The sequence below is a fragment of the Sphingomonas sp. 1185 genome, assembly GCF_040544655.1.
Taxonomy (GTDB): Bacteria; Pseudomonadota; Alphaproteobacteria; order Sphingomonadales; family Sphingomonadaceae; genus Sphingomonas.
This window is the reverse complement of record NZ_JBEPKL010000001.1, coordinates 1-24,427: the sequence shown is the minus strand read 5'-3', so window position 1 is coordinate 24,427 and position 24,427 is coordinate 1. Positions and strand designations below refer to the sequence as shown.

General features: G+C 64.3%; 20 protein-coding genes. 15 read left to right on the top strand and 5 right to left on the bottom strand.

Features of this window, described 5'->3' with window-relative positions; genetic code table 11:
* Positions 1-21: 21 nt before the first annotated feature.
* Complete coding sequence (locus ABIC44_RS00100) at positions 22-1,848, top strand: DUF885 domain-containing protein (RefSeq protein ID WP_354292968.1); 1,827 nt, start codon at positions 22-24, stop codon at positions 1,846-1,848.
* Positions 1,849-1,854: 6 nt separating this feature from the next.
* On the opposite strand, the gene ABIC44_RS00095 is transcribed toward ABIC44_RS00100, so the two are convergent.
* Positions 1,855-2,781 carry a cation efflux transmembrane domain-containing protein gene (locus ABIC44_RS00095; RefSeq protein ID WP_354292967.1) on the bottom strand — a complete coding sequence of 309 codons (927 nt, stop codon included), beginning with the start codon at positions 2,779-2,781 and terminating at the stop codon, positions 1,855-1,857.
* On the bottom strand, positions 2,778-3,218 hold the full coding sequence (locus tag ABIC44_RS00090; protein ID WP_354292966.1) for a hypothetical protein: 441 nt from the start codon (positions 3,216-3,218) through the stop codon (positions 2,778-2,780). The genes ABIC44_RS00095 and ABIC44_RS00090 overlap by 4 nt, the downstream gene beginning before the upstream one ends.
* A 215-nt stretch (positions 3,219-3,433) precedes the next feature.
* Here ABIC44_RS00090 and ABIC44_RS00085 point away from each other — a divergent pair, with 215 nt between their 5' ends.
* The 5 genes from ABIC44_RS00085 to ABIC44_RS00065 are packed head-to-tail and all read left to right on the top strand — an operon-like array spanning position 3,434 to position 8,404.
* Entirely contained in the window at positions 3,434-3,853 is a 420-nt protein-coding gene (locus ABIC44_RS00085; RefSeq protein WP_354292965.1) for a MarR family winged helix-turn-helix transcriptional regulator, read from the top strand.
* Between the two features lie 4 nt (positions 3,854-3,857).
* Positions 3,858-5,867 carry an FUSC family protein gene (locus tag ABIC44_RS00080; RefSeq protein ID WP_354292964.1) on the top strand — a complete coding sequence of 670 codons (2,010 nt, stop codon included), beginning with the start codon at positions 3,858-3,860 and terminating at the stop codon, positions 5,865-5,867.
* The gene (locus ABIC44_RS00075) at positions 5,864-6,088 is read left to right on the top strand and encodes a DUF1656 domain-containing protein (protein WP_307098731.1); all 225 of its coding nucleotides are present in this window, start codon (positions 5,864-5,866) and stop codon (positions 6,086-6,088) included. The genes ABIC44_RS00080 and ABIC44_RS00075 overlap by 4 nt, the downstream gene beginning before the upstream one ends.
* Before the next feature lie 4 nt (positions 6,089-6,092).
* Positions 6,093-6,986 (top strand): efflux RND transporter periplasmic adaptor subunit, encoded by an 894-nt coding sequence (locus tag ABIC44_RS00070; protein ID WP_354292963.1) that lies wholly within the window; start codon positions 6,093-6,095, stop codon positions 6,984-6,986.
* Positions 6,983-8,404, top strand: coding sequence for an efflux transporter outer membrane subunit (locus tag ABIC44_RS00065; RefSeq protein ID WP_354292962.1), 1,422 nt, complete (start codon positions 6,983-6,985; stop codon positions 8,402-8,404). The genes ABIC44_RS00070 and ABIC44_RS00065 overlap by 4 nt, the downstream gene beginning before the upstream one ends.
* A gap of 93 nt (positions 8,405-8,497) precedes the next feature.
* On the opposite strand, the gene ABIC44_RS00060 is transcribed toward ABIC44_RS00065, so the two are convergent.
* Positions 8,498-8,743: a hypothetical protein gene (locus ABIC44_RS00060; RefSeq protein ID WP_354292961.1), complete on the bottom strand. Its 246-nt coding sequence runs from the start codon at positions 8,741-8,743 to the stop codon at positions 8,498-8,500.
* Positions 8,744-8,872: 129 nt separating this feature from the next.
* Between ABIC44_RS00060 and ABIC44_RS00055 the strand changes: the two genes are divergently transcribed.
* The 4 genes from ABIC44_RS00055 to ABIC44_RS00040 all read left to right on the top strand — a co-directional run bounded on the left by ABIC44_RS00055 (position 8,873) and on the right by ABIC44_RS00040 (position 14,131).
* Positions 8,873-11,203, top strand: coding sequence for an FdhF/YdeP family oxidoreductase (locus tag ABIC44_RS00055; protein ID WP_354292960.1), 2,331 nt, complete (start codon positions 8,873-8,875; stop codon positions 11,201-11,203).
* Between the two features lie 199 nt (positions 11,204-11,402).
* A complete protein-coding gene (locus ABIC44_RS00050) occupies positions 11,403-12,251 on the top strand; it encodes a CDP-alcohol phosphatidyltransferase family protein (protein ID WP_354292959.1) in 849 nt (282 codons plus the stop codon).
* 6 nt (positions 12,252-12,257) lie between these two features.
* Positions 12,258-13,355 (top strand): inositol-3-phosphate synthase, encoded by a 1,098-nt coding sequence (locus ABIC44_RS00045; RefSeq protein WP_307098722.1) that lies wholly within the window; start codon positions 12,258-12,260, stop codon positions 13,353-13,355.
* The gene (locus tag ABIC44_RS00040; protein ID WP_354292958.1) at positions 13,352-14,131 is read left to right on the top strand and encodes a phosphocholine cytidylyltransferase family protein; all 780 of its coding nucleotides are present in this window, start codon (positions 13,352-13,354) and stop codon (positions 14,129-14,131) included. The genes ABIC44_RS00045 and ABIC44_RS00040 overlap by 4 nt, the downstream gene beginning before the upstream one ends.
* Before the next feature lie 385 nt (positions 14,132-14,516).
* Here the strand turns inward: ABIC44_RS00040 and ABIC44_RS00035 are convergent, their stop codons facing one another.
* Together ABIC44_RS00035 and pdxR are read right to left on the bottom strand one after the other, a co-directional pair.
* Positions 14,517-15,923: an aldehyde dehydrogenase family protein gene (locus tag ABIC44_RS00035; protein WP_354292957.1), complete on the bottom strand. Its 1,407-nt coding sequence runs from the start codon at positions 15,921-15,923 to the stop codon at positions 14,517-14,519.
* A 137-nt stretch (positions 15,924-16,060) separates the two neighbouring features.
* On the bottom strand, positions 16,061-17,554 hold the full coding sequence (gene pdxR, locus ABIC44_RS00030; RefSeq protein WP_307098716.1) for a MocR-like pyridoxine biosynthesis transcription factor PdxR: 1,494 nt from the start codon (positions 17,552-17,554) through the stop codon (positions 16,061-16,063).
* A 179-nt stretch (positions 17,555-17,733) separates the two neighbouring features.
* Between pdxR and ABIC44_RS00025 the strand changes: the two genes are divergently transcribed.
* From ABIC44_RS00025 to ABIC44_RS00005, 5 genes are all read left to right on the top strand, one after another.
* The gene (locus ABIC44_RS00025) at positions 17,734-18,240 is read left to right on the top strand and encodes an antibiotic biosynthesis monooxygenase family protein (protein WP_307098714.1); all 507 of its coding nucleotides are present in this window, start codon (positions 17,734-17,736) and stop codon (positions 18,238-18,240) included.
* Positions 18,241-18,414: 174 nt separating this feature from the next.
* On the top strand, positions 18,415-19,281 hold the full coding sequence (locus ABIC44_RS00020) for a cupin domain-containing protein (protein WP_354292956.1): 867 nt from the start codon (positions 18,415-18,417) through the stop codon (positions 19,279-19,281).
* 13 nt (positions 19,282-19,294) lie between these two features.
* Positions 19,295-21,139 carry an AMP-binding protein gene (locus ABIC44_RS00015; RefSeq protein ID WP_354292955.1) on the top strand — a complete coding sequence of 615 codons (1,845 nt, stop codon included), beginning with the start codon at positions 19,295-19,297 and terminating at the stop codon, positions 21,137-21,139.
* Positions 21,140-21,328: 189 nt separating this feature from the next.
* Positions 21,329-23,911 (top strand): TonB-dependent receptor, encoded by a 2,583-nt coding sequence (locus ABIC44_RS00010; protein ID WP_354292954.1) that lies wholly within the window; start codon positions 21,329-21,331, stop codon positions 23,909-23,911.
* A gap of 73 nt (positions 23,912-23,984) precedes the next feature.
* On the top strand, positions 23,985-24,427 hold a 443-nt coding region (locus ABIC44_RS00005; RefSeq protein WP_354292953.1), incomplete at its 3' end, for an alcohol dehydrogenase catalytic domain-containing protein.

Below are 24,427 nucleotides of genomic sequence, written 5' to 3'. Positions count from 1 at the left end.
CTTCATAAACGGGGAAATTTCATGGATCGTCGCACCTTCATGCTGTCCGGTGCCGCGGCCGTTGGGCTTGGTGCATTACCCGCCCGTCCGGCCTCCGCGCAGGCTTCGGGCGGTCCGGCGGCGGCGGCCTTGCCGGGGGACACGCGGCTGAATGCGGTCTTCGATCAGGTGCTGGGCGAAACCGTGCGCCAGTCGCCGGAATTTGCCACTTCGCTGGGCTTCGATACCGGCACGAACGCCGATCTGCGGCACAAGCTGAGCGACAACAGCTACCAGGCGATCGCCAAGGACCTCGCCCGCAATCGCAAGGCCCATGCGCTCGTCGCCGCCGTCGACCCCGCTTCGCTATCGCCCCAGGCTCGCATCGACCGCGAAGTCGTGCTTTACAACATCAAGTCCAACATGGTCGGCCCGGAGCAGTTCGGCCTCTCCTCGCCGCAGGGGCCCTATCCGATCTCGCAGCAGGACGGCGTGTATTTCTCGCTGCCCGATTTTCTGGCCTCGACCCATCCGGTTAAAACCGCCGACGATGCCGAAGCCTATCTCGATCGCCTCGCATTGATGGGGCGTCAGCTCGATAACGAAACCGAGGTTCAGCGGCGCGAGGCGGCAAAGGGGCGACTCGCCCCCGACTTCTCGCTCGATCTCGCGCTTGGCCAGATGGCGAAGCTCCGGTCGCCCGCCCCGGCCGACAGCCAGCTTGTCCAGGCCCTGACCCGCCGCACCGGCGCGGCGAACATCGCTGGCGACTGGCAGGGGCGTGCCGCCCGGATCGTCACCGAACAGATCTATCCCGCGCTCGATCGCCAGATCGCACTGTTGCGTTCGCTTCGCCCTTCGGCGCGCAGTGCCGCCGGCGTCTGGGCGCTGCCGGACGGCGAGGCGCTCTATGCCGCGGCCCTGGCGCAGGCGACCACCACGACCCTGTCGCCGGACGCGGTACATCGCATGGGGCTGCAACAGGTGGCCGAACTGACCGCACAGCTCGAACCCATCCTGCGGAGCCAGGGTCTGACCAAGGGAAGCGTCGGCGCGCGCCTCGACCAGCTCAACCGCCTGCCGACCCAGTTGTTCGCCGATACCGACGCGGGACGCGCCGAGCTGCTCGCCAGCCTCAACGCCAGCGTCCAGGCGATGCAGGCGCGCCTGCCGCAGGCGTTCACCAACCCGCCCAATGCCCCACTCGAGATCCGCCGCGTCGCGCCCGAAATCCAGGACGGTGCGCCCAATGGCTATTATTTCCGCGCGCCGCTCGATGGTTCGCGCGCCGCGATCTACTGGATCAACCTCAAGAGCGTGCACGACTGGCCGAAATACACATTGCCGAGCCTGACCTATCATGAAGGCGTGCCGGGCCATCACCTCCAGATTTCGACCGCCCAGCGCGCGCCGACCCATCCGCTGCGCAAGATCGCCTTCTTCAATGCCTATCTGGAAGGCTGGGCGCTCTATGCGGAACAACTGGCCGACGAACTCGGCGGCTATGCCTCGCCAGTCGAGCGCGCAGGTTATCTCCAATCCTTCCTGTTCCGCGCCGCGCGGCTGGTGGTGGATACCGGCATCCATACCAAGCGCTGGACGCATGATCAGGCGACCAAATACCTGGTCGACACGGTCGGCTTCGCACCAGGTCGCTCGCAGCGCGAGATCGAACGCTATTGCGTCTCGCCGGGTCAGGCTTGCAGCTACAAGATCGGCCACGCCGCCTGGCTGCGCGCGCGCGAAAAGGCCAGGGCGATCGCGGGCGACCGCTTCGACCTCAAGCATTTCCATGACGTGCTGGAGTCCGGCGCGATGCCGCTGTCGATGCTCGAGCGGATCGTCGAGGAACGGGCCCGCGCCGTCTGACGGCCGCTATTCGGCCCCTCGTTCCGGGGGGATGAAGCTGACATGGTCGAGGCGCCACGACCGATCCGGGGCGCCCGGCCAGAACGCCGCCGGATCATAGTCGCCCTCGTCCGGCAGGGCGCCGACGACCTGGGCGCCGATGACGCGTCCTGTCTCGCGCAGGCGCACTTCGGCGCCCGGGAAGCGGGCGTTCAACGCCGCATGCAGCGTCGAGGCATCGTCGGCCACGCGCTCCCCGTCGAGCGCGCGGGGGGCGCCGTCGATCAGTTCCGCCGCCGCCGACTTCAGCGAGCGCAGCCCGTCGTTCAGAATATCCAGCGAGATCAGGCCCGCCGCGACCGCATCCGCCCACCAATAGCCCAGCCCGATACCGATCACCCCGCCGATCCCGGCCACGCCCGTCATCCAGTTGGCCTTTTGCGTCATCGCATCCGTGAAGAGCGTCTTGTCGTTCAATTCGCGCGCGAGCGGCAGCTTCAACCGGCCGAGGACGATCGGCACGATGATCGAATAGACCTGAGCGGCCGCCATCAGCCAACCCAGCCAGATTTCCTGCCCCGCGATGTTTACGGAAGTAACTGTGGCATGCTCCTGGCCGATCAGGCTCATCGCCGAGGTCACCAGCAGAACGCCGCCGAGAGCGGTGAGCGCGGCGGCGGCCAGTGCGAAGGCGACGCTCGGCGCGCGGGCGAAGCCGTTCGGAAAGAGCGCGGTGGGCGGACGTCTCTCCAGGCGCGCCGAGATCAGGAAGACGATCGGCGGGACCAGGCTGAGGCAGTCCTCGATCCAGGCCGTCTTCATCGCCTGGCTTGCCCCCATCGCCGCCCCCATGACGGCGATCACGCTGATCGTCCAGGCCAGCGACCACCACTCCAGCCGTTGCGCGCGGGCGAAGACGGGTTTCAAATGCGGGGGCAAGACGTCCTTGCTCATCGGTTCGGCGCCTCCGCTCTTGTTTCGCGTTCGACCAGCGTGATCCACGCATTCTCGCCGTTCCGGGCGACGATATGCGATGCCGTCACGGCCTTGCCTTCGTCATGGCGGCGGTATGGCAGACCGAGCGCGACGCGCTTCGCCCAGGGGGATTTCGCGTCGAAGCGCCCGCCGACGACGAGGTCGAGTTGCCCCGCCTCCAGCCGGAGGAGCAGCGGCTCGAGCGTACCGCCGACGACCATGGGCGCAGCACCGGTCCGCGCGGCGATCCGGGCCAGGATCCTGTCGGCAACCGCCATGTCCCCTCGCTCGGCACCCGCGACCGCCCCAATGCGAATGGCTCGGCTCGCGCGGACGGTCTCCAGCGTTCCCTCGGGGTCGCGCGGAATGTCGCCACAGCCCGCGAGCAGGAGAAGCGGCAGCCAGACGAATCTCATCGACGGTCTGCGCCAATGCAAAGGACATTCCTCATGACCCATAGCAGCGGGATTTTCCTTTCGATGCAAGCACATTGGGTCAGGCGCGTGATATTGTCCGCCCTGCCCGCTGGCCGCCCCCGATCGCAACGGCCCACAAACCATTTGCGCCATAATAGATAGATAGCTATCTATATTTCGAAATGTCCGATTCTCGACGTCATCTGGAACGGCGATTGGCGACCACGCTGATCCCGCTGGCCCGCGCCTACAGGCGGCATCTCGACCGTGCCCTGGCAGGGCTGTCGCTTTCGCACTCGTCCGCGCTTGCCGTCATGTTGCTCGGCCGGATGGACGACGGGGTGCGCCAGGGCATGTTGGCGGAGCAGCTCGGCGTCGAAGGGCCCACGGTCGTACCGCTGGTCGACCAGATCGAGCGCGCAGGCCTTGCCGAGCGGCGGCCGGATGCCAGCGACAAGCGCGCCAAGACGATCCATCTCACCCCGGCGGGTCGTTCGCTCGCCGCGCTGGCGGAAACCCGCTCGGCGGAAATCCGGTCTGCGCTCTTTGCCGATATCCCGGCCGAAGATCTGGCCATCGCGATCACCGTGGTGGAACGGCTCAGCCAGGCGATCGGCGCGTCCGAGACGGATTGAGCCCATGCGGATCGGCGTGCGGCAGGCGGTATTTTCCGCCAATTGCTTCGTGGCGGCGATGCTGGCGCTGTTCGTGTCGTTCCGGCTCGGGCTGGATCGCCCCTTCTGGGCCATGGCGACCGTCTATATCACCAGCCAGCCGCTGACCGGCGCGGTGCGGTCCAAGGCCGTGTTCCGCCTCCTCGGGACGATCGTCGGGGCCAGCGCCACCGTCGTGCTGATACCCTTGCTGGTCAACGCGCCGATCTTGCTGTCGCTTGCGCTTGCGCTCTGGGTTGCGGGCTGCCAGTTCGTTTCGCTGCTCGACCGTACGCCGCGATCCTATCTGTTCATGCTGGCGGGCTATACGGCGGCGCTCGTGGGTTTCCCCAGCGTCACCCACCCGGAGGCGATTTTCCAGGTGGCGGTGCTGCGCGCCCAGGAAATCGGGATCGGCGTGACCTGCGCCGCCATCGTCCATGCGGTCGTCTGGCCGCGCAGCGTCACCGCCCTGCTCCGCACGCGCATTCAGGCTGTGATGGGCGAGGCGGAAAGCTGGATCGTCGACTCGCTCGCGCCGGAGCCTCTGGCCCATACGGATGCGAAGCGCCGCCGCCTCGCCGGAGACGTCACCGAACTTCACGTCATGGCCACGCATGTGCCGTTCGATACCGACGCGCAGCGACCGACCACGGCAGTACTGGCGGCATTGCAGGATCGGCTGGTGCTTCTCGTCCCGCTCGTTTCCGCCGTGGAGGACCGCATACGCAGCCTTTCGGTGCTGCACGCCCTTCCCGCCCCCGTCGCGGCGCTGATCGACGATGTCCGGCGCTGGGTGCGGGAGCCGGACAGTGCCGCGCCTGCCGCGCTCGTCGCGCGCGGCGCCGCGTTGGCGGCCGACGATCCCATGCGGTCATGGGGCAGCCTGCTGATCGCCAATCTGCTCGCCCGTCTCGGCGAACTGGTCGTGGCGCTCGACACGGCGCGGCATGTCGCCGTGCAGGCGACCGCGCCCGACACCCCGATGCCGGAACCCGTCCGGTTCCTGCTGCGCGAGCGACAGCGCCGCCCGCTCCACCGGGATTATGCGCTGGCGGCGCTGTCCGCCGCGGCGACCGCGATCGCGATCCTGGGGTGCTGCGCTTTCTGGATCGTGGCCGCCTGGCCCGAGGGAGCGGTGGCGGCGATGATCGCGGCCGTCGTATGCTGTTTCTTTGCGACGATGGACGATCCGGTTCCCGCCCAGCGTGGTTTCCTGATCTGGACCGCCGTGTCGCTGCCGCTGACCGCGCTTTATCTCTTTGCGCTGCTGCCGCTGGTGCACAGCTTCGAGATGCTGGCGCTGGTGCTGGCCCCGATGCTCCTGATCGCCGGTGCCCTGCTCGCGCTGCCGCACTGGTATGGCCGGATGATGCCGATGATCATCGGGATCGCGGGGGGCCTGGCGTTGACCAACAACTTCTCCGCCGATGCCGTTGGTTTCTTCAATGGCAGCATCGCCCAGCTGGTCGGCGTGGCGGCCGCGATCTTTGCGACGCGTGTCTTCCGCAGCCTTGGCGCGGGAACGGCCGTTCGGCGGCTGCGCCGCGCGGGCTGGCGCGAACTGGCCGATCTCGCGTCCGGTCCGTCCAGCCTTGCCATCGCCAGTTGGAAGAGCCGGATGCTCGACCGGGTGGGGCTTCTCGCCGCGCGCGTCGGTGATGTCGACCAGGCGGACCGCGATGTCGCCATGGCGACGCTGCGCGATCTGCGGGTGGGCGTGAATGTGGCTCAGCTGGCGCCGGACGGGAGCGAGGATAACGCAGCGCTGGCCGCGTTGCGCAACGAGATCGCCGTGCATTTCCGCAACGGCGATCCCGACACGACGGCGATACCCGCATCCGCCCTGCTCGCCCGGATCGATGCCGCCATCGCCTCCGCGATCGACCTGCCGGCTTCCGAAAGCCGGTGGAACGAGCTTGCCGCGTTGACCGGGCTGCGTCGCAACTTCTTTCCGGGGGCGGCTCCCTGGGAAATGCGGAAGGAAGCGGCATGACGGGGGAAGTCGATCTTGCCGGGGTCTATGTCCACCCGCTGTTGATCGCCGCCATTCTAGCGTTCGTTGCTGCGGAAGCGATCGCCTGGGTGCTGGGGCGGCTGCGACTATATCGGTTCGTCTGGCATCGCGGCCTGTTCGACGTGGCGCTTACCATTCTCCTTTGGGCGGGCTTTGCCGCGCTCCTCAACGGCGGCGATGTGGCCGCTCTTTTCGGTTAGTGAAATGAAGAAGACTGCATTTCTGCGCGTCGCCGTGACGCTGATGGTCGTCGCCCTCGCCGGGTTCGCCGGGCAACGGCTATGGGCGCATTATGAGGAAGACCCCTGGACCCGCGACGGCCGGGTCCGCGCCGATGTGGTTCAGGTGGCGCCTGATGTGTCCGGGCTGGTCACCTCGGTCCTTGTCCGCGACAACCAGCAGGTGGCGGTCGGCACGCCGTTGTTCGAGGTCGACCGGCCGCGTTACCGGCTGGCCGTGGCGCAGGCGCAGGCGGCGGTCGCCGCCCAGCAGGTGCAGCTTGCCCAAGCCCGACGCGAGGCCCGACGCAACCAGTCGCTGGGGGATCTGGTCGCCGGGGAAGTCCGCGAACAGAGCATGGCCAAGGTCGCCCAGCTCGATGCTTCGCTGGCCCAGGCCCGCACGGCGCTGGACACCGCTCGCCTCAACCTGGCCCGGACGATGGTACGCGCCAGCGTCGCCGGCACGGTCACGAACTTGGAGCTCCGCCCCGGCGACTATGCGAGTGCCGGTCACCCCGAATTTGCGATCATCGACCGGAGTTCGCTCCACATCATCGGCTATTTCGAGGAGACGAAACTGCCCCGCATCCATGTCGGCGATCCCGTGCAGATCCGCCTGATGGGTGAAGGATCGACCATTGCGGGGCATGTGCAGAGCATCGCTGGCGGTATCGAGGATCGCGATCGCAATTCGGGCGCGAATTTGCTCGCCAATGTGAACCCGACCTTCAGCTGGGTCCGGCTGGCACAGCGCATCCCCGTCCGCATCACCATCGATCGGCTGCCCGCCGGGATTGCGCTGGTGGTCGGCCGAACCGCGACCGTCGAGATATTGCCGCCAGCGGCACCGGCTCGACCCAAGGGGGTACGGGCATGAGGCGCCACCCGCTTGCCTCTTCCCTCATGGCGGCCTTGCTTGCGGGCTGTGCAGCGGCGGGGCCCGATTATCACAGGCCCGCCACAGCCGTCGCGGAACGCCCCAGTGCGACGGGCGGCTTCGTCAGCGGCTCTTCCCCGGCCTTCGCCTCTGCCCCGCTGCCGGACCATTGGTGGAAGTTGTACAGCGATCCGGTGCTGGACCGACTTGTCGAGGACGCGCTTGCTCATAACACGGACCTGCGCGTCGCCAGCGCCAATATCGCACGCGCCAATGCCGCGCTCGGCCTTGTCGAGCAGGCGCGCCAGCCAAGGACCGAGATCGAGGCCGCGCCCGGCTATGCCCAGCGATCGGCGGAGGAAGAGCTGTTGCCCGGTGCCCCCCTGCCCTCATCCTTCGTCTATTCGGCGCGGGCGGGTATTTCCTATCAGGTCGACCTTGCCGGGCAGATCCGGCGCGCCGTCGAAGCGGCCGGGGCGGATGTCGCAGCGACCCAGGCCGCCTATGACGCGACCCGCGCGACCGTCGTGGCGGATACGACCCGCGCCTATCTCGATGCCTGTGCCGCGGGGCGGGAGATCGGCATCGCGCAGCAGGCGGTAGCCCTTCAGTCGCGCACGACGACCCTGACGCAGCGGCTGATCCGCGCAGGACGCGGCATCGCGCTCGACGCGACCCGATCGCGGGCGCAGGAGGAACAGGTTCGGGCCAGCTTGCCGAGCTTGCTCGGCGCCAAGCAGGTCGCGCTGTTCCGTCTGGCGACGCTGACCGGCCGCCCTCCCGCCGAGTTCGACCGCCAGGTCGCGGCCTGTACGCAGGAGCCCCGTCTCGACCGGGCCATTCCGATCGGCGACGGTGCCGCCCTGCTGCAACGTCGTCCGGACGTGCGCCGGGCCGAATTGGAATTGCACGCCGCCACGGCGAGGATCGGGGTTGCGGAAGCGGAACTCTACCCGCGCATCACCCTCGGCGCCTCGGTGGGCTCGGTCGGCCTGTTGCGCAATGCTCTCGGCAGCGACACCTATAAATTCTCGCTGGGCCCGCTGATCAGCTGGGAGTTTCCGAACCGTGGACGGGTCCGCGCGCGCATCGCCAGCGCGCAGGCCGACGCCGACGCCGCTTATGCCAAGTTCGACGGGACGGTTTTGGCCGCGTTGCGCGAGACCGAAACCGCCCTGACCATTTACGCTCGGGACTTGGATGGCCGTGCGGCCCTAACCGCCGCCCGCGACCAGTCCGCTCGCGCTGCGGCTGATGCCGAACGGCTGTTCAAGGCGGGGCGCACGGGTTTTCTGTCCGTCCTCGATGCCCAACGCACGCTGATCGGCGCAGAGCAGACGCTCGCGGCGGCGGACAGCCGGCTGGCGGCGGACCAGGTCCAGCTATTCCTGGCATTGGGGGGAGGCTGGCAGATTTAGCCTTTCGGCCAAGCAAAACCGGGGGTTTCCCAGATATGGCCGGGCAACCGGAATTCCCGCTTCCAATAAGGATCACCCTGCCGATCAGCTGTGCTACGCTTGATCCGTCGTCCCTGACCGACCGCTCCGCATATTCCAGAGCAGCCCTGCCACGATACACGCAGCCCCGCCGACGAGCACCGACGGTCGGATACCAAGACGGACAGCCGAATGGTCGAGCATCACCTCCCCTCGACCGACGGCGTTGACCAGTCGCGGCACGATTTGCGTGTCGATGAAATATTTCGGGGCCGAGGGCCCCGTCGTCTTTTCCAGCATATAGTCGCGACCGACCGTCATGGCATTTCTCCTTTTTAAATCCGTATCTTAGATTAAATCTGGGATAGCCGCCGCCGCTACAGGGTTAACGACAGGACCCGGCGAATGTTTCGCAAGGAAACGCTCGCCGCCCCCGGCCGGAGATGCCCGATGAAAGCCACTTACAAGCCGTATCGCCTCCCCTCCGGCGGGTGGGGATCGGCCCGATCGGTCGGCAATATCCTGCGCCGGGAGGGCGTGCTCGGCAGCGCCAGCATTGCACTGTCGCGCCACAACAAGGTCGACGGCTATCAGTGCAACAGTTGCGCCTGGGTCAAACCGGCCACGCCGCTCCCCTTCGAGTTCTGTGAGAACGGGGTGAAAGCAGTGGCGTGGGAGTTGACCGCTCACCGCTGCACGCCCGCCTTCTTCGCCGAACATACGGTCAGCGAATTGCTGGGATGGGACGATTATCATCTGGAGCAGCCGGGGCGGCTGACCCATCCGCTGCGCTATGATCCCGCGACCGACAAATATGTGCCGGTATCCTGGGGCCATGCCATCGAGGAGATCGCCTGCGAACTTCGCGCGGTGGACGACAAGCAACACGGCACCGTCTTCTACAGCTCCGGCCGGTTGTCGAACGAAGGTAGCTATCTCTATCAGCTATTCGCCAGGCTTTATGGCAACAACAACCTGCCCGACAGCTCGAACATGTGCCACGAAACGACCTCGGTCGCGCTTCCCGCCAGTATCGGCCAGGGCGTCGGTACGGTCGATCTGGGAGACTTCGCCAAGACCGACTGCCTGATGTTCTTCGGCCAGAATCCGGGGAGCAACTCGCCGCGCATGCTGCACCCGCTTCAGGAAGCCAGTCAGCGCGGGGTGCCGATCATCACCTTCAACCCGCTGCGCGAGCAGGGGTTGGAGCGGTTCCTGAACCCCCAGTCGCCGACCGAGATGCTGACCGGCAAGGATACGCGGATCAGTTCGGACTATCATCAGGTCAAGAATGGCGGCGATCTGGCCGCGATCGCGGGTATCTGCAAGGCGGTGCTGACGCTGCACGACGACGCCCTGGCGGCGGGTGAGCCGCCGATCCTCGACCTCGCCTTTATCGACGAGCACACGCATGGGTTCGCGCGCTTCGCCGACTGGCTGCGGGCGCAGGATTGGGACGTGTTGGAGCGGCGTTCCGGACTGCACCGTGCCGACCTCGAAGCGACGGCACTGATCTATGCCCGTGCGCCGTCGACCATCGGCATTTACGGCATGGGCCTGACGCAGCACCGTGCGGGGGTCGAGACGGTGCAGATGCTGGTCAACCTGCTCCTGATGCGCGGCAATATCGGACGACCCGGCGCGGGCATCTGTCCGGTGCGCGGCCACAGCAATGTCCAGGGCCAACGGACGGTCGGCATCACGGAAAAGCCCGAGCTTTTTCCACTCGACCGGCTGGGTGAGCAATTCGGCTTCGAGCCACCCCGCAAGGCGGGGTACAACACGGTCGAAGCGTGCGAGGCGATCCTCGAAGGGCGGGTGAAGGCGTTCTTCATGCTGGGCGGCAATTTCGCCCGTGCCATCCCGGACCAGGGCCGGATGGAGCCTGCCTGGCGGCGGATGCGGCTGACCGTCAACGTCCTGACCAAGCTTAACCGCACCGCCCTGCTCCCCGGCGAGATCAGCTATATCCTGCCGGTGATCGGGCGGCTGGAGATAGACGAGACGGCGGCCGGGCAGCAGGCGCTGTCGATGGAAGACACGTCTGGCTGCGTACACGGCAATCGCGGAATCCGCACACCGGCCTCTCCGCATCTCATCAGCGAGATCCGGCTGCTATGCGAACTTGCCAAACAGGTGTTCGAGCCCAACCCCAAGGTGCGGTGGGACGATTATATGACCGACTATGCCGAGATCCGGCGGGAGATTGCCCATACGCTCCCCGACAATTTCCATGACTATGAAACACGCATGTGGGAGCCCGGCGGCTTCCAGCGCGACCTGCCGGCCAAGCGGCGCGAATGGCAGACCGATACCGGCCGCGCCAATTTCGTTACGCCTGAGGCACTCGACGAAGACCTCGATATGCCGGACGTCGGCCATGACGTGCTGCGGTTGATGACATTGCGCAGCAACGACCAGTTCAACACCACCGTCTATGGCTATAGCGATCGTTTCCGGGGCATCGACGGCATCCGCAACATCGTGCTGATGAACCGCTCCGACATCGAACGCCGGGGCCTGAGGGTCGGGCAGGCGGTGACGTTGCGCACCGTCGCCGATGACGGGGTCGACCGGCATTTGTCGGGGATGATCGTCGTTGCCTATGACATCCCGGTCGGATGCATCGGCGGCTATTATCCCGAGTGCAACGTCCTGATGCCGGTGTGGCATTATGCCGTGGGCAGCAAGACGCCCGCCGCCAAATCCATTCCCGTGACGGTCGAGAGCGACGGGGATGCGATAGTCGAGCCGGGCATGGAGGATCGTTCGACGGCATGACCGGCATAACCGGTCTTTTGGGAAGCCGAGCCCAGGCATGCGGTCCTCGCTCACAGCAAGGGATTTCGAGCCTAGCACGTTGATTTTGCGCATTTCGGCGGATGCAAGCCCGTCACGCCCACCGGCCTGAATCGACGCGTGGCAGGCCCTTTGCAAATCGCTTGCTATTCGTAGGGCTTAGTCCATACATTACGATTTGATGACGCTTACCATCCCCGACATGTCACGGGACCGCCGGATAGAAGATCCGACAAATCTCTGGATTATTCATCCAGCGGCGCGCTTTCTTTTGCCCTGGTTCATCGCGCGCGGAATTTCGGCCAATGCCGTTTCCCTGGCCGGGCTGGCTTTGGGCACGTTAGCGGCGCTGGCCTACACCCAGTGGGAAATGTGGCCTTTCGCCTTGGTCGGCTTGCTGCTGTCGGTCGGCTGGCTTGTCGCCGACGGCCTGGACGGGATGATCGCGCGGGCCACGGGCACCGCCAGTCCGCTGGGGCGCGTGCTGGACGGGTTGTGCGATCACGGTGTCTTCATCCTGATCTATGTTTCTCTGGCCTTGTCGATCGGCACATTGGAAGGCTGGGCGCTGGCCGTGGCGGCAGGCATTGCGCACATGGTCCAGTCCAACATGTACGAGAGCGAGCGGGCCCGCTTTCACCGTCGTCGCAACGCGGTGGCGATGATCGCCCCTCCGACTCCGAGCCGCAATCCGTTGGTTCGACTTTATGACCTTTGCTGGGGACTATTGGATCGGGTCGCCGCGCGGTTCGATTATGTGCTGGGGCAGCACCCTGCGCCCTCCGAGTTTGCGGCAAGATATGCCGCTCAGGCCGTTGGGCCTATGCGACTGATGAGCCTGTTGTCCGCCAATGTGCGGGTCTACGCGATTTTCCTTGCCTGCCTTTTCGCCAATCCCCGCCTGTTCTGGTGGTTTGAACTCATCCCACTGAACGTCATCCTCATCTTCGGACTTTTCCAGCACCGCATCGTCGAAAATCGTCTGAGTGCAGTACCGGCAGATCCTTTTCTGGCAAATAAGAGGGAATAAGAAATAATGTCGGCCATTAATATCGCTATCGTTGGAATAGGAAACTGCGCCAGTTCTCTCGTGCAGGGTCTTTCCTATTATCGCGAGGGCGCAAATGAGACCGTCGGGCTCATGCATTGGGACCTTGGCGGGTATAAGCCGAGCGATATCCGCGTCGTCGCGGCTTGGGACGTCGATCAACGGAAAGTCGGCAAGGACGTATCAGAGGCGATTTTCGCCAAGCCCAATTGCACCGCCGTCTTTTGCGAAACCGTGCCTGCCACTGGGACCAAGGTACGGATGGGGCATGTGCTTGACGGCGTCGCCGAACATATGTCGGATTATGACGACAATCGGACATTCCTGCTCGCGCATGAAAAGGAGGCGTCCAAAGCGGAAGTGGTCGCCGCCCTGCGCGAGACCAAGACCGATGTGCTGATGAACTATCTGCCGGTGGGTTCGCAGGCCGCCAGCGAGTTCTACGCCGAATGCGCGCTCGAGGCGGGTGTGGCGTTCGTGAACAATATTCCCGTGTTCATCGCGAGCGACCCCATCTGGGCGGAGCGCTTCACCCAGGCTGGCGTGCCGATCATTGGCGACGACATCAAGGCGCAGCTCGGTGCCACCATCGTTCATCGCGTGCTGACCGATCTGTTCGCCAAGCGGGGCGTCAAGCTGGAGCGGACCTATCAGCTCAACACCGGGGGCAACACCGACTTCCTGAACATGTCCAATCATCGCCGCCTCGCCTCCAAGAAAATCTCGAAGACCGAGGCGGTGCAGTCGGTCGCTGCGGAGCGGCTGCATGACGACAATGTTCATATCGGCCCGTCCGACTATGTGCCCTGGCAGAACGACAACAAGATCTGCTTCCTGCGGATGGAAGGGACGATGTTCGGCGGTGTGCCGATGAACCTGGAATTGCGACTGTCCGTCGAGGACAGCCCGAACAGTGCCGGTGTCGCCATTGATATGATCCGGTGCGCCAAGCTGGCGAAGGATCGCGGTTTGGCGGGGCCGATCGACGCGGCATCGGCGTATTTCTGTAAGCATCCGCGTTTTCAGATGACGGATGACCTGGCGGCCCAGGCCGTCGATGAGTTCATTGCCGAAGCGGCGGAATGATCGAAACCGGTATCGTTCTCGCGGCAGGCGAAGGCTCCCGCCTTCGCGCTGTCGCTCCGCTCAAGCCCCTTTGCCTGGTGGACGGGCGAACACTGCTTGCCCATGCCGTGTTCGGTATGGCGCAGGCAGGGCTGGCGCGAACGGTCGTGGTCGTCGGCTATGAGGCAGAGACGATCGAAGCCTATGTCGCGGCGCAGGACTGGCCCATCGAGGTCGAAACAGTACGGGTGAAGGATCATCGGCATCCCAATGGCTCGTCATTGCTGGCGGCCGAACCGCTGCTGAACGGTGAGGAGGCGATCCTTGCGATGTGCGACCATCTGGTCGAACCCGCCTTTTATCGGCGAATGGCCGCCGCCGATACGGGCGGCGGCGCGTCGCTCGGGATCGACCGTCGGATCGATAGCGATTGGATCGATCTTGACGACGTGACGTGCGTTCAGACGGAGGGCGACCGCTTGGTCGGCATCGGCAAGGGTCTCGCCCTCTATGACTGCTTCGATACGGGGGTGTTCAAGGTCGGCAAGGGCCTTTTCGACGCGCTCCGCGGATTGGACAGGCCATCGCTCACCGAGGGAATGCGGTGCCTCGTAACCGACCGGGCCGCTGGCATCACGGATTGCAGCGATCTGGGATGGATCGATGTGGACGATGAGCGGGCATGGCGCATCGCAGAAACATGGATGGCGTCAAGTCGTCTTGGGGGTAGTCGACGCTTAAGTGTTCCGTCCCGGCATCTGATGGATCGGATCGACGATGAACCGGCCTTGCTCTGACGTACAGACTTTTAGGGTCGATCGACATTCAGTATTGCGTCTTCTTCCCCTCTCCCCTGGACAGGGGAGAGGGTTAGCGAAGCTTGCCAGCCTGCTGGCTAGCGTAGCTTGGGTGAGGGGTTGAGCGAGCCCAAAGGCTCGCGCGCTCGCCAAGCGAGCGCCCACCCCTCACCCAGCTCCGACTAGGCCTTTGCTTTCGCAAAGACCAAGTCTGCGCAACCCTCTCCCCTCTACGAGGGGCGAGGGAGGGAAAGGCATTGCTGAATGGCGATCGGCCCTAGGTTGTATTCGTAGGGTAGGAGGCCGCTGGGCTCTTGAGTTATAGGCGGCCATGAAGGTTGTGACCGCCGGTATCGATCCTGTTTGCGGCCTATGCCATGGCCGGTCAGGCCTTTGCTTCGTTGATGACATGAACCTGCGTGAATTCGTGGAAGCCCTCCTCCGCGAATTCGACGCCCAGCCCCGATTGTTTCGCGCCGCCGAACGGAATGCTCGGGCCGAAATCGAGATGTTTGTTGATCCAGACCGTGCCCGCCTCCATGCGCATGGCGAGGTCACGTGCCGCATCGCGGTCGGACGACCAGATCGAGCCGCCCAGTCCCATATCGGACGCGTTGGCGCGTGCCAGCGCGTCTTCGGGATCGTCATAGCGGATGACGGGAAGCACGGGGCCGAACTGCTCCTCGTCCACCAGCCGCGCACCGTCGTTGATGTCGCGCACGATGGTCGGCCGGATGAAATAGCCGGGCCGGTCCAGCACTTCGCCCCCGGCGATGATCGTGCCGTCCGATCGCGCCGCTTCGATGATTGCCTTCACCTTGTCATATTGTGCCCGGTTCTGGAGCGGCCCGATCTGTGCGCCCTGCTTCAGACCGTCATCGACAACGGCTTCTTCGGCGAGCTTGGCCAGTTCCGCGCAGAGCGCATCATAGATGTCGGCATGGGCATAGACGCGCTTGATGGCGATGCAGACCTGTCCGGCGTTCAGGAACGCACCGCCGAAAATGCCCGTCGCCGCCTTCACCGGGTCGGCATCGGGCAGGACGATCGCCGCGTCGTTGCCGCCCAGTTCCAGCGTGAGGCGCTTGACCGACGCCGCCGCGCTCTCCATCACCTTCCGACCGGTCGCGGTCGATCCGGTGAAGCTGATCTTCGCGATATCGGGATGCGACGTCAGACGAGTGCCCAGATCGTTCTGATCGGTGATGACGTTGACCACGCCGGGTGGGAAGATCCCGGCCATCATCTCGCCCAGGCGCAGCGTCGACAGCGGCGTGGTGGGCGCCGGTTTGATGACCAGCGTATTGCCCGCCAGCAGCGCCAAAGGCAGTTTGAAGGCTACGATCAGCACCGGGAAGTTCCAGGGGATGATTGCGCCGACCACCCCCAGCGGGCGACGATGCCGTTCGACCCGGCGGCTGTCATTGTCCTCCAACACCCCGACCGGCAGGTCATGGGTCGCGAGCTGGCGAATGAAGGCGATGCTATAGGCGATCTCGGCGGTGGCTTCGCTCAATGGCTTGCCCTGTTCCTGGGTCAGCAGACGCGCCAAGCTTTCCGCATGCACCTCGATGCAATCGGCAAGATCGAGGATCAGCGCGCGTCGCTCCGCGATCGGGGTCTTCGCCCAGGCCGGAAAGGCCCGCTTCGCCGCCCCGACCGCTTCATCCAACTGCCCTGCCGAGGCGCGCGGGCATAAGGCCAGCACCTCCTCGGTCGCGGGGTTGATGACCTCCATCCTATCCGCGCCATCGACCAAATGACCGTCGATCAGAAGCCGGTAACCAGGCATATCCCATCCTCCTGCATAGTCGTCGACGTCGGCCACCTGGCGAAGGGAACGTCGAGGAATTTCAGGAAGGCTAAGAAGCTTTCGGTCCATCCCCTAGAGCCAAATCCGGCCTTAAGAGTGGTACCAGTTGGGGCGGCCTAGCGCCGCTGGCCGACCACCGTGGCGACACGGGTAAAGGCTTCGCGGATCGCCTCCTCCGACAGCCCGGTATAACCAAGTACCAGCGAGCGTTCGCGAAAGCGGCCGGGGTTGCCATATTCCTGCGTCGCGGCGCCCGCGAACGGATACAGACCGACGCCGCAGTTCAGCGCGATACGCTGCATGTCATTCGCGGCGGGAAGATCGGGTGGCAGCGTCCACATCATGTGCATCCCGCATTCGCGCCCCATCAGCACGCCGCCGGGGAAATGCTCTTCGATCGACCGGATCACTTGGTCGCGCGCGCCCATATAGGACCGGCGGATTCGGCGCAGATGGCGGAGAAACGCGCCTTCCTTCAGGAAATCCGCGATCACCGCCTGTTCCAGCCATGGTGCGCCATGGTCGGTCAATGTCTTCACCAATCGCGCCTGATCGAGAAGATGACGCGGCATCACCGCATAACCCACTCTCAGCCCCGCGCCGATCGATTTGGAGAAGGTGCCGAGATAGATGACGTGACCCCGGCGATCCAGTCCGGCCAGCGCGGTCAGTGGCGGTCCGTCATAGCGGAAGTCGCTGTCATAATCATCCTCGATGACATAGCTGCCCGTCTGATAGGCCCAGTCGAGAAGGTGCAGCCGCCGGTCGAGGCTGAGCGTGCAGCCGGTCGGAAACTGGTGGGACGGCGTCACATAGACGAGATTGCCCATGAAGCTTTCGAGTTGCGAGACGACGATACCCTGTTCGTCGACGTCGATCGGACGGATGCTGGCACCATAGCTGCCGAAGAGAAAGGCCGCACCCTGGTAACAGGGATTCTCGACCGCCACGCTCGCCTTCGTACGATCGGTGATGAAGATGCGGGCGAGCAGGTTGAGCGCTCCCTGGATGCCGGAGGTGACCATGATCTGATCGGCGCTGGCTTCCATCCCGCGCGTTTCGCCCAGATGCGCCGCGATCGCCTCGCGCAGCGCGGCCAGTCCACGCGGATCGCTATATTCGGTCTGGATGCCATGGGCATAAGCGAGATGCCGCGCGATCGTGCGTTGCCAGAAGCTGGTCGGGAAACTGTCGGGGCGCGGTCGTCCGACAAAGAAATCGAACTGCGGCCGCGATCGCCTTTCGTGCCACAACCGGGGCGCCCGCCCGGAAAAGCTGGGATTCTTGCCCAACCGGAGCCGCTTGCGGCTGGGCTGAACCGATGAATGGCCATTGCGCAGCAGGACGGTCGCGTCGGGCAGCCGGTCATTGACGAAGATGCCCGCCTTGGCCCGCGAGGTGATATAATCCTCTGCGGCGAGGCGTTCATAGGCCAGCGTCACGGTGTTGCGGGCGATGCCCAGCTGGTCCGACATGCTGCGCGTAGAGGGCAGTCGCTTGCCCGCGGCCAATGTGCCTTGCAGGATCTGATCGCGGACCGCCTCGTAAATCTGCACCTGCAGCGATCGCTCGTCTTCGCGGTCGATACGAATGATCAGGTTCATCGTCATCGTCAGGCATGCCTTCGCTACCCCAGCTGCACCGATCCTATCGCACGGTCGCGCCAATGATAGAGCCGTCAGCATCTGGCACCATCATCTTCAGCTATACTGGCCCTACCGACTGGCCAAGTCGCTCTTCATCCTCACCGCACAGCTTATCGGGCTGGACTCATTGAGCGGAGAATCCCATGTCCATCTATCTCAGTATGCAGCGTGTGCGCTTTTCCAGCCCGGACGGATACGAGAAGTTCAAGGTCATTTTCGCCGATACGCGCAATCACCTGATGAAGCTGCCCGGCTTCCTCCATCTGACGTGGTGGGTCCATCCCGAAGACCCGACCTGGTTCAACGAGGTCAGCTTCTGGGTGAACCGCGCGGCGCTCAAGGACTGGCACCAGGCGACCTACCACAAGCATGCCAAGGCATGGGCGGCGCGTGGTGCGATCATGGAAGACATCATCACCAATTTCGAACTGACCAACACGCGGCTTCTCCGCGTATGCCCCAATTGCGGGCTGGTCGAGGACAAGGCGTTCGAGCTGCAGGAGGAGCAGAAGGTTCTCGCCGAACCCTGCCCCCAGTGCAATTTCAACTTCCCCGTCATGCCGAACACGCCGAGCAGCTTCGCCGTGTTCAAGGATGTGCCGCTCCTCGCGGAGACCATCTCGCTGACCGCCCCGTCGATGGAGGCGTGAACGGCGGAGAAGGCGGTCGAATGTGGCCATCTGGCCCCATCAAAAAGGCCAGGGATGGCGCTAGGCCGTCGGTCGTGATGCTCTGATAGTCAAGCCTGGTCGACGTTCGGGGGGAACCGAATGGTTTTCCCGATCGGCCGGTTACGGTTCAATCTCGTTCAAGGGAGATTTGGCATGGCAACGCAGTTGGCGGCGCAAGTGCAGGAATTGCCGCGTTACGCGGTTCATGGCGGCGTGCAGAACGAACCCAATGACAAATGGCTGCCGTTCGAATGGGTCGAGCCCCGTTTCGGCATGCAGGTGCACGGCGAATATGTGGTGACCCGGCCCGAGGGTATGTCGGGATCGCTGTCGGCCGGTTTCTGGCGCACTGGCCCCACCGCGCCGGGCGCGACGGCGGATGGGTCGCATACCATCGTCTATTCCTCGCCCCTGGGCGACGAAGTCGCCTGCGTGATCGACGGCACCGCCGTGCTCACCGTCCTTTCCACCGGCAAGCGCTACAAGGTCGGCCCCGGTTCCATCATCAACTCGCCCAAGGGGCTGGAAGTGCAGTGGGAGATCGAGGGACCATCGTTCAAGAAATGGTGGTGCATCTGGAACGGCAGCGAACCGACGGGCAACGCGCCGCAGGATCTGCTGATCGCGCACACCAGCGACAATCCCGCCGATTGGCTGGAATATCATTTCGACGAACCCGCCGAAGGCCCCCTGGTCGCAGGCGAACTCTATTTCCTGCGCTCCGGCGGTTCGACGGGCACGATGATGAGCGGCGTCTGGCGGTCGGGCAAGGGCATCGCGGGCAGCGATGTCGATGAAAAGGGCGCACTCAAGACCCCCTATACCGGCGTGCTGGGCGACGAGACGATCCTGCTGCTCGAAGGCGAGGTCGAGGTGGTGGAAACCGACACCGGCAAGGTCCACAATTTCAAGGCGGGCGATACGATCGGCCTGTCTTCCGGCATGCACATCACATGGACGTCGAAGGGCCCCTTCTCGAAGAAGCTGTGGGTCATCACGCGGGACGTACTGCCCGAATAACGCCGGGATCGCGGTGACGGGTGGCGGGACCTCTGGGGCCGCCACTCCGGTCCGGCAGACGCCGTCCGCAGGGGCGAACGCATCATCATGGATTCAGGCCGACGCCTCCTCCCGCCAGGCGCAGCGGCAATTCAACAATCAAGGTGGGAAGCCCGAGAGACCGCATCGATGCGGCGTGATCGTGGAGAGGATCGAACGTATGACCGGCCTATCGGCATCGGTCGCCGTCCCTGATTACAGGAAGGCGGTCGAGGAATTCTGCATTGAACGCGAGCGGGCGCGCCTTTCGGGCCATCTGTCGGACGGCATCAACGCCTGTGTCGAATGCTGCGACCGCTATGCCGATAGCGACGATGTGGCGCTCATCACGATCGCGGCGGATGGCACACGCCGTGATCATGGCTTCGCCGCGTTGCGCGACCTGTCGGCGCAAGTCGCGCATATGCTGGTGGCGCACGGCGTCCGGCCCGGCGACGTCGTAGCGGGACTGTTGCCGCGAAGGCTGGAGCTGGTCGCGACGATCCTGGGCGTGTGGCGTATCGGGGCGACCTATCAGCCGCTGTTCACCGCCTTCGGCCCCAAGGCGATCGCGCATCGGCTGGGTATCGGAAACGCCGTGCTGGTCGTGACGGACAGCGCCAATCGCCCGAAGCTGACGGACATCGCGCAATGTCCACCGATTGCGGTCGTCCGCACCCCGGAAGAGCCGCTCGTGGCGGGCGACATCGACTTCCAGGCCCAGGTGGCTGGGATGTCTACCGATTTCGAGCCGGTCCTGCGCACGGGCAACGATCTTTTCCTCATGATGTCGACATCGGGGTCCACCGGCCTCCCCAAAGGCGTGGGTGTGCCCCTGAAGGCGCTGATCGCGATCGGCGCCTATATGCGATGGGCGATAGACCTGCGAGCGGAGGACCTTTTCTGGAATATCGCGGATCCCGGCTGGGCCTATGGTCTCTATTACGGGATCACCGGGCCGCTGCTGCTCGGCCGGGCGACGATCCTGCATGATGGCGTCTTCTCCGCTGAGGCCGCCATCGATCTTATCGCCCGGCTCGGCGTCACCAATCTCGCCGGTTCGCCCACCGCGTATCGCCTGCTGATGGCGGGGGGCGGCGCGGCCGCTTCCAAGATAAAGGGCATGCTGCGCGTCGTCAGCAGTGCGGGCGAGCCGCTGAATCCCGAAGTCATCCGGTGGTTCGATGCCCAGCTCGCCGTGCCCGTGCACGATCATTACGGCCAGACGGAAACCGGCATGCTCGTGAACAACCATCACGGCCTGTCGCACGCCGTCCGCATCGGCTCGGCCGGAGTTGCGATGCCCGGTTATCGGGTCGCGGTGCTGGATGAGGACGGCCACGAACGGGGCTTCTGCGAACCGGGCGAACTGGCGATCGACATCGCCCGGTCTCCCCTCTTCTGGTTTGACGGCTATTGGCAACAACCCACGCCCGCCATCCGTGGCGGCTATTACCGGACGGGGGATACGGTGGAGCTGGGCCCCGACGGCAGTGTCAGCTTCATCGCGCGTGCCGACGACGTCATCACCTCATCGGGCTATCGGATCGGCCCCTTCGATGTCGAAAGCGCATTGATCGAACATCCCGCCGTGATGGAGGCCGCGGTCATCGGCGTGCCGGACCCGGACCGCACCGAGCTGGTCAAGGCCTTCATCGTCCTGAACGCGGGATTTGCGCCAACGCCAGCGCTGGCCGAGGCCCTGAAAGCGCATGTCAAAACCCGACTGTCCGCGCATGCCTATCCCCGGCTGATCGCGTTCCTGTCGGAACTGCCGAAAACCCCCAGCGGCAAGATACAACGCTTCATGCTGCGCGCCATGGAACAGGACCAGAGCTGAACTGGCCCCATCAAAAAGCGGCGAACAGGTCCTAAGAAGAGGGGCAGATATCCGGCACCTTGATCCCTGGCACCAGCGTTCGGGGCTGTGCGACAGGATCCACGCACCCCTTTATCCCTGACTGCTGATGCCCAGGCGCAACGGGTCACCAATGCACTCAGATGCAGTGACCTTATCAGGGAGCTTCACATGAAAAGGGTCGGGGGCATCAGCATTCTCGCCATCGCGACATGCACGGCAATGCCGGCATCCGCGCAGGATGCGAGCAAGGCGCAGACACAGGCCGGAGGATTGGAGGAGATCGTCGTGACCGCCACCAAGCGGTCGGAGAACCTCCAGGACGTTCCGGTTGCCGTGTCGGCCATTTCGTCGTCGGAACTCGCCGCCCAGGGCGTGTTCGACACGTCGGACCTGAACGGTTCGATGCCCAATCTGCAAGTGTCATCGGCTTATGGTTCGCAGCAGCCCAACTTCACCCTGCGCGGTATCGGTGTCGGCACCGAACTCAGCGCAAGCGCGGCATCGCCGGTCGGCGTCTATGTCGACGAGGTCTATCAGACCTTCCGCGCGAGCCAGGGGCAGCAACTCTATGATCTGAACCAGGTCGAAGTGGTCCGCGGGCCCCAGGGGACGCTCTATGGCCGCAACACGACGGGCGGTGCGATCAACTTCATCACCCGCAAGCCCGCTCTGAAGGGCGATAATGGGTATCTGACGGTGGGCTATGCCAATTACGACCGCTGGAACTTCGAAGGCGCGGTCGAACTGACCCCCGTCGAAGACCGGTTCGGTATCCGCATCGCGGGCACCTATGTCAAAATGGATCCCTATATCCATAATCTGATGCCCGCCGGTCTGAACAAGACGGCGGCAGGCGGTGCGTCCGGGCGGAATTTCGCGACGGGTCGCGATCCGGGCGGCGATGAGAGCTATGCGTTTCGCGGCACGATGCGGTTTAAGCCGGTCGACGCGCTCGACATCACGCTGAAGGGCTATGCGTCCAAATCGACCGGAGGCGCGGCGGCCTCTCTCGGTGCTGGCCCGTACAAGTCCAATCCGGGCCTGTTCGACTATGAAAACCCGAATTTCATCCTTTCGCCCCTGTTCCAGGCACTGGGTTCCAAGGGCGCCGGTCTACTGCCGAGCAGCTACAGCCGGGCGGGACTGTCGGATACCGAGATCGAACAGGATACCGTCGGCCGCGCCGTTACCCGCACCGAGGGGGCGGTGTTGACGGTGAAGGCCGACCTTGCCGACCGGCTCAGCCTCACCTCGATCACGGGCTATGATTCCGGCCTCTATCTCCAGACACAGACGGATTGCGACAGCGGCCCGCTGCGCCTCTGTTCGAACGGCTATCGGTCCGATTTCAAGGCCTTCAATCAGGATATGCGGCTCGATTACAGCAGCGGCCCGTTCAAGATGATCGCGGGCGCCTATTATGGCTGGGATTCAGTCACGTCGAACAACGCCATCGACATCTTCAACCTGCTGAGCGACGTCCGTGCCGCCGTCGGCCTGCCCTCGACCTGGTTCAACCCGGCGGGCGGCTTCAACGGAAAGGTGTTGTCGGCCGGTTCGGTGCCGACCGGCATTATGGGCAAGCAGCATTTCCGGCAGGAGCGCGAAAGCTGGGCCGTCTATGGCGAAGGCAGCTATGAAATCACCCCGACGGTGAAGTTCACGGCGGGCCTGCGCTACACGACCGACATCACCCGATATCGCGATGGCATCACCACCTATTATGACGACGCGGGCAATGCGCGAATGCTCGCCGTTTCCGCCTATGGCGCGCCCTATTTCCTGTCGCCGGTCTATAACGAGGCCGGTGCCGTGGTGATCCCGGCAACCGGGGGGAGCGTGCCCGGCGGCATCAACAAGGACGGCAAGACCAGCCGCATCTCGGGCCGCGCCATCCTGGACTGGAAGCCGGTGGACGGCGTCATGCTGTATGCCAGCTACAGTCGCGGCTATCGCGCCGGAACGTTCAACGGCCTCGCCTATATCAGCTCGCCGCAGGTCTATTTCGTCAAACCGGAAGAAGTGAACGCCTATGAGGTGGGGTTCAAGACCCGGTTTCTTGACAACCGGCTTCAGGTCAATGGCAGCTTCTTCTATTATGATTACAAGAACCAGCAGAGCCAGGTCGTCGACCAGAGCGTGACGGCGAACGTCATCACGCTCGACGGCACGATGAAGGGGCTGGAACTGGATGTCGAATTCGCTGCCACCAATCGCCTGACGCTCAGCGCATCGCTCGGCCTGCTCGACAGCAAGTATAAGGATTTCGATCAGGCAAGCTGCGCGGCGCTGAACCTCAGCGGCCTGTATCCGGCACAGAAAGGGTCTTGCGTACAATCGGGCGCGGGTAGTGTCAGCGTCGGCGGCAACCCCTTCCCCTATGCACCGAAGTCGTCGATCAACCTGGGCTTCGACTGGGATGCGGCGGATGTCGGGGCTGGCACGATCAAGATACATGGCGACACCGCCTATTCGGGCCGCTTCTATTACGACTCGTTCAAGGACTATAGTCGCGGTGTCCTGAAGAACCTTGCGACGGGCCTCTATACAAATGGCGAGGGCGATTATTGGGTGTTCAACAGCCGTATCAGCTATGTGACGGATCGCTACACCCTTTCGGTATGGGGCAAGAACCTGTCGAACAGGCTCTATTTCCCGGGCGGCTATCCCAATGAGGGCATCACCGGAGCGGGCTATCTGGTTCGGGCCCTGCCCAGGACCTTCGGCGTGGAAGCCACTGTTCGCTTCTGACGACAGGGGGGATCGCACCGCGATCCCCCCTTCCCCAACGACCTTCCTATTCTGTCACTGGAGTATTCTTGTCGTGAAGACCCGCGCCGCCGTCGCCTTCGAAGCGAAGAAGCCGCTCGAAATCGTCGAACTCGATCTGGAAGGACCCAAGGCCGGGGAGGTCCTGGTCGAGATCATGGCGACCGGCATCTGCCACACCGACGCCTATACGCTGGACGGCCTGGACAGCGAAGGCATCTTCCCCAGCGTGCTCGGCCATGAAGGCTGCGGCATCGTGCGCGAGGTGGGCGCGGGCGTGACCAGCGTCGTGCCGGGCGACCATGTCATCCCGCTCTACACCCCCGAATGCCGCCAGTGTAAGTCGTGCCTGTCGGGCAAGACCAACCTGTGCACCGCGATCCGCGCGACGCAAGGCAAGGGGCTGATGCCCGACGGCACGACCCGGTTCAGCTACAAGGGCCAGCCGATCTTCCATTATATGGGCTGCTCGACCTTCTCGAACTTCACCGTCCTGCC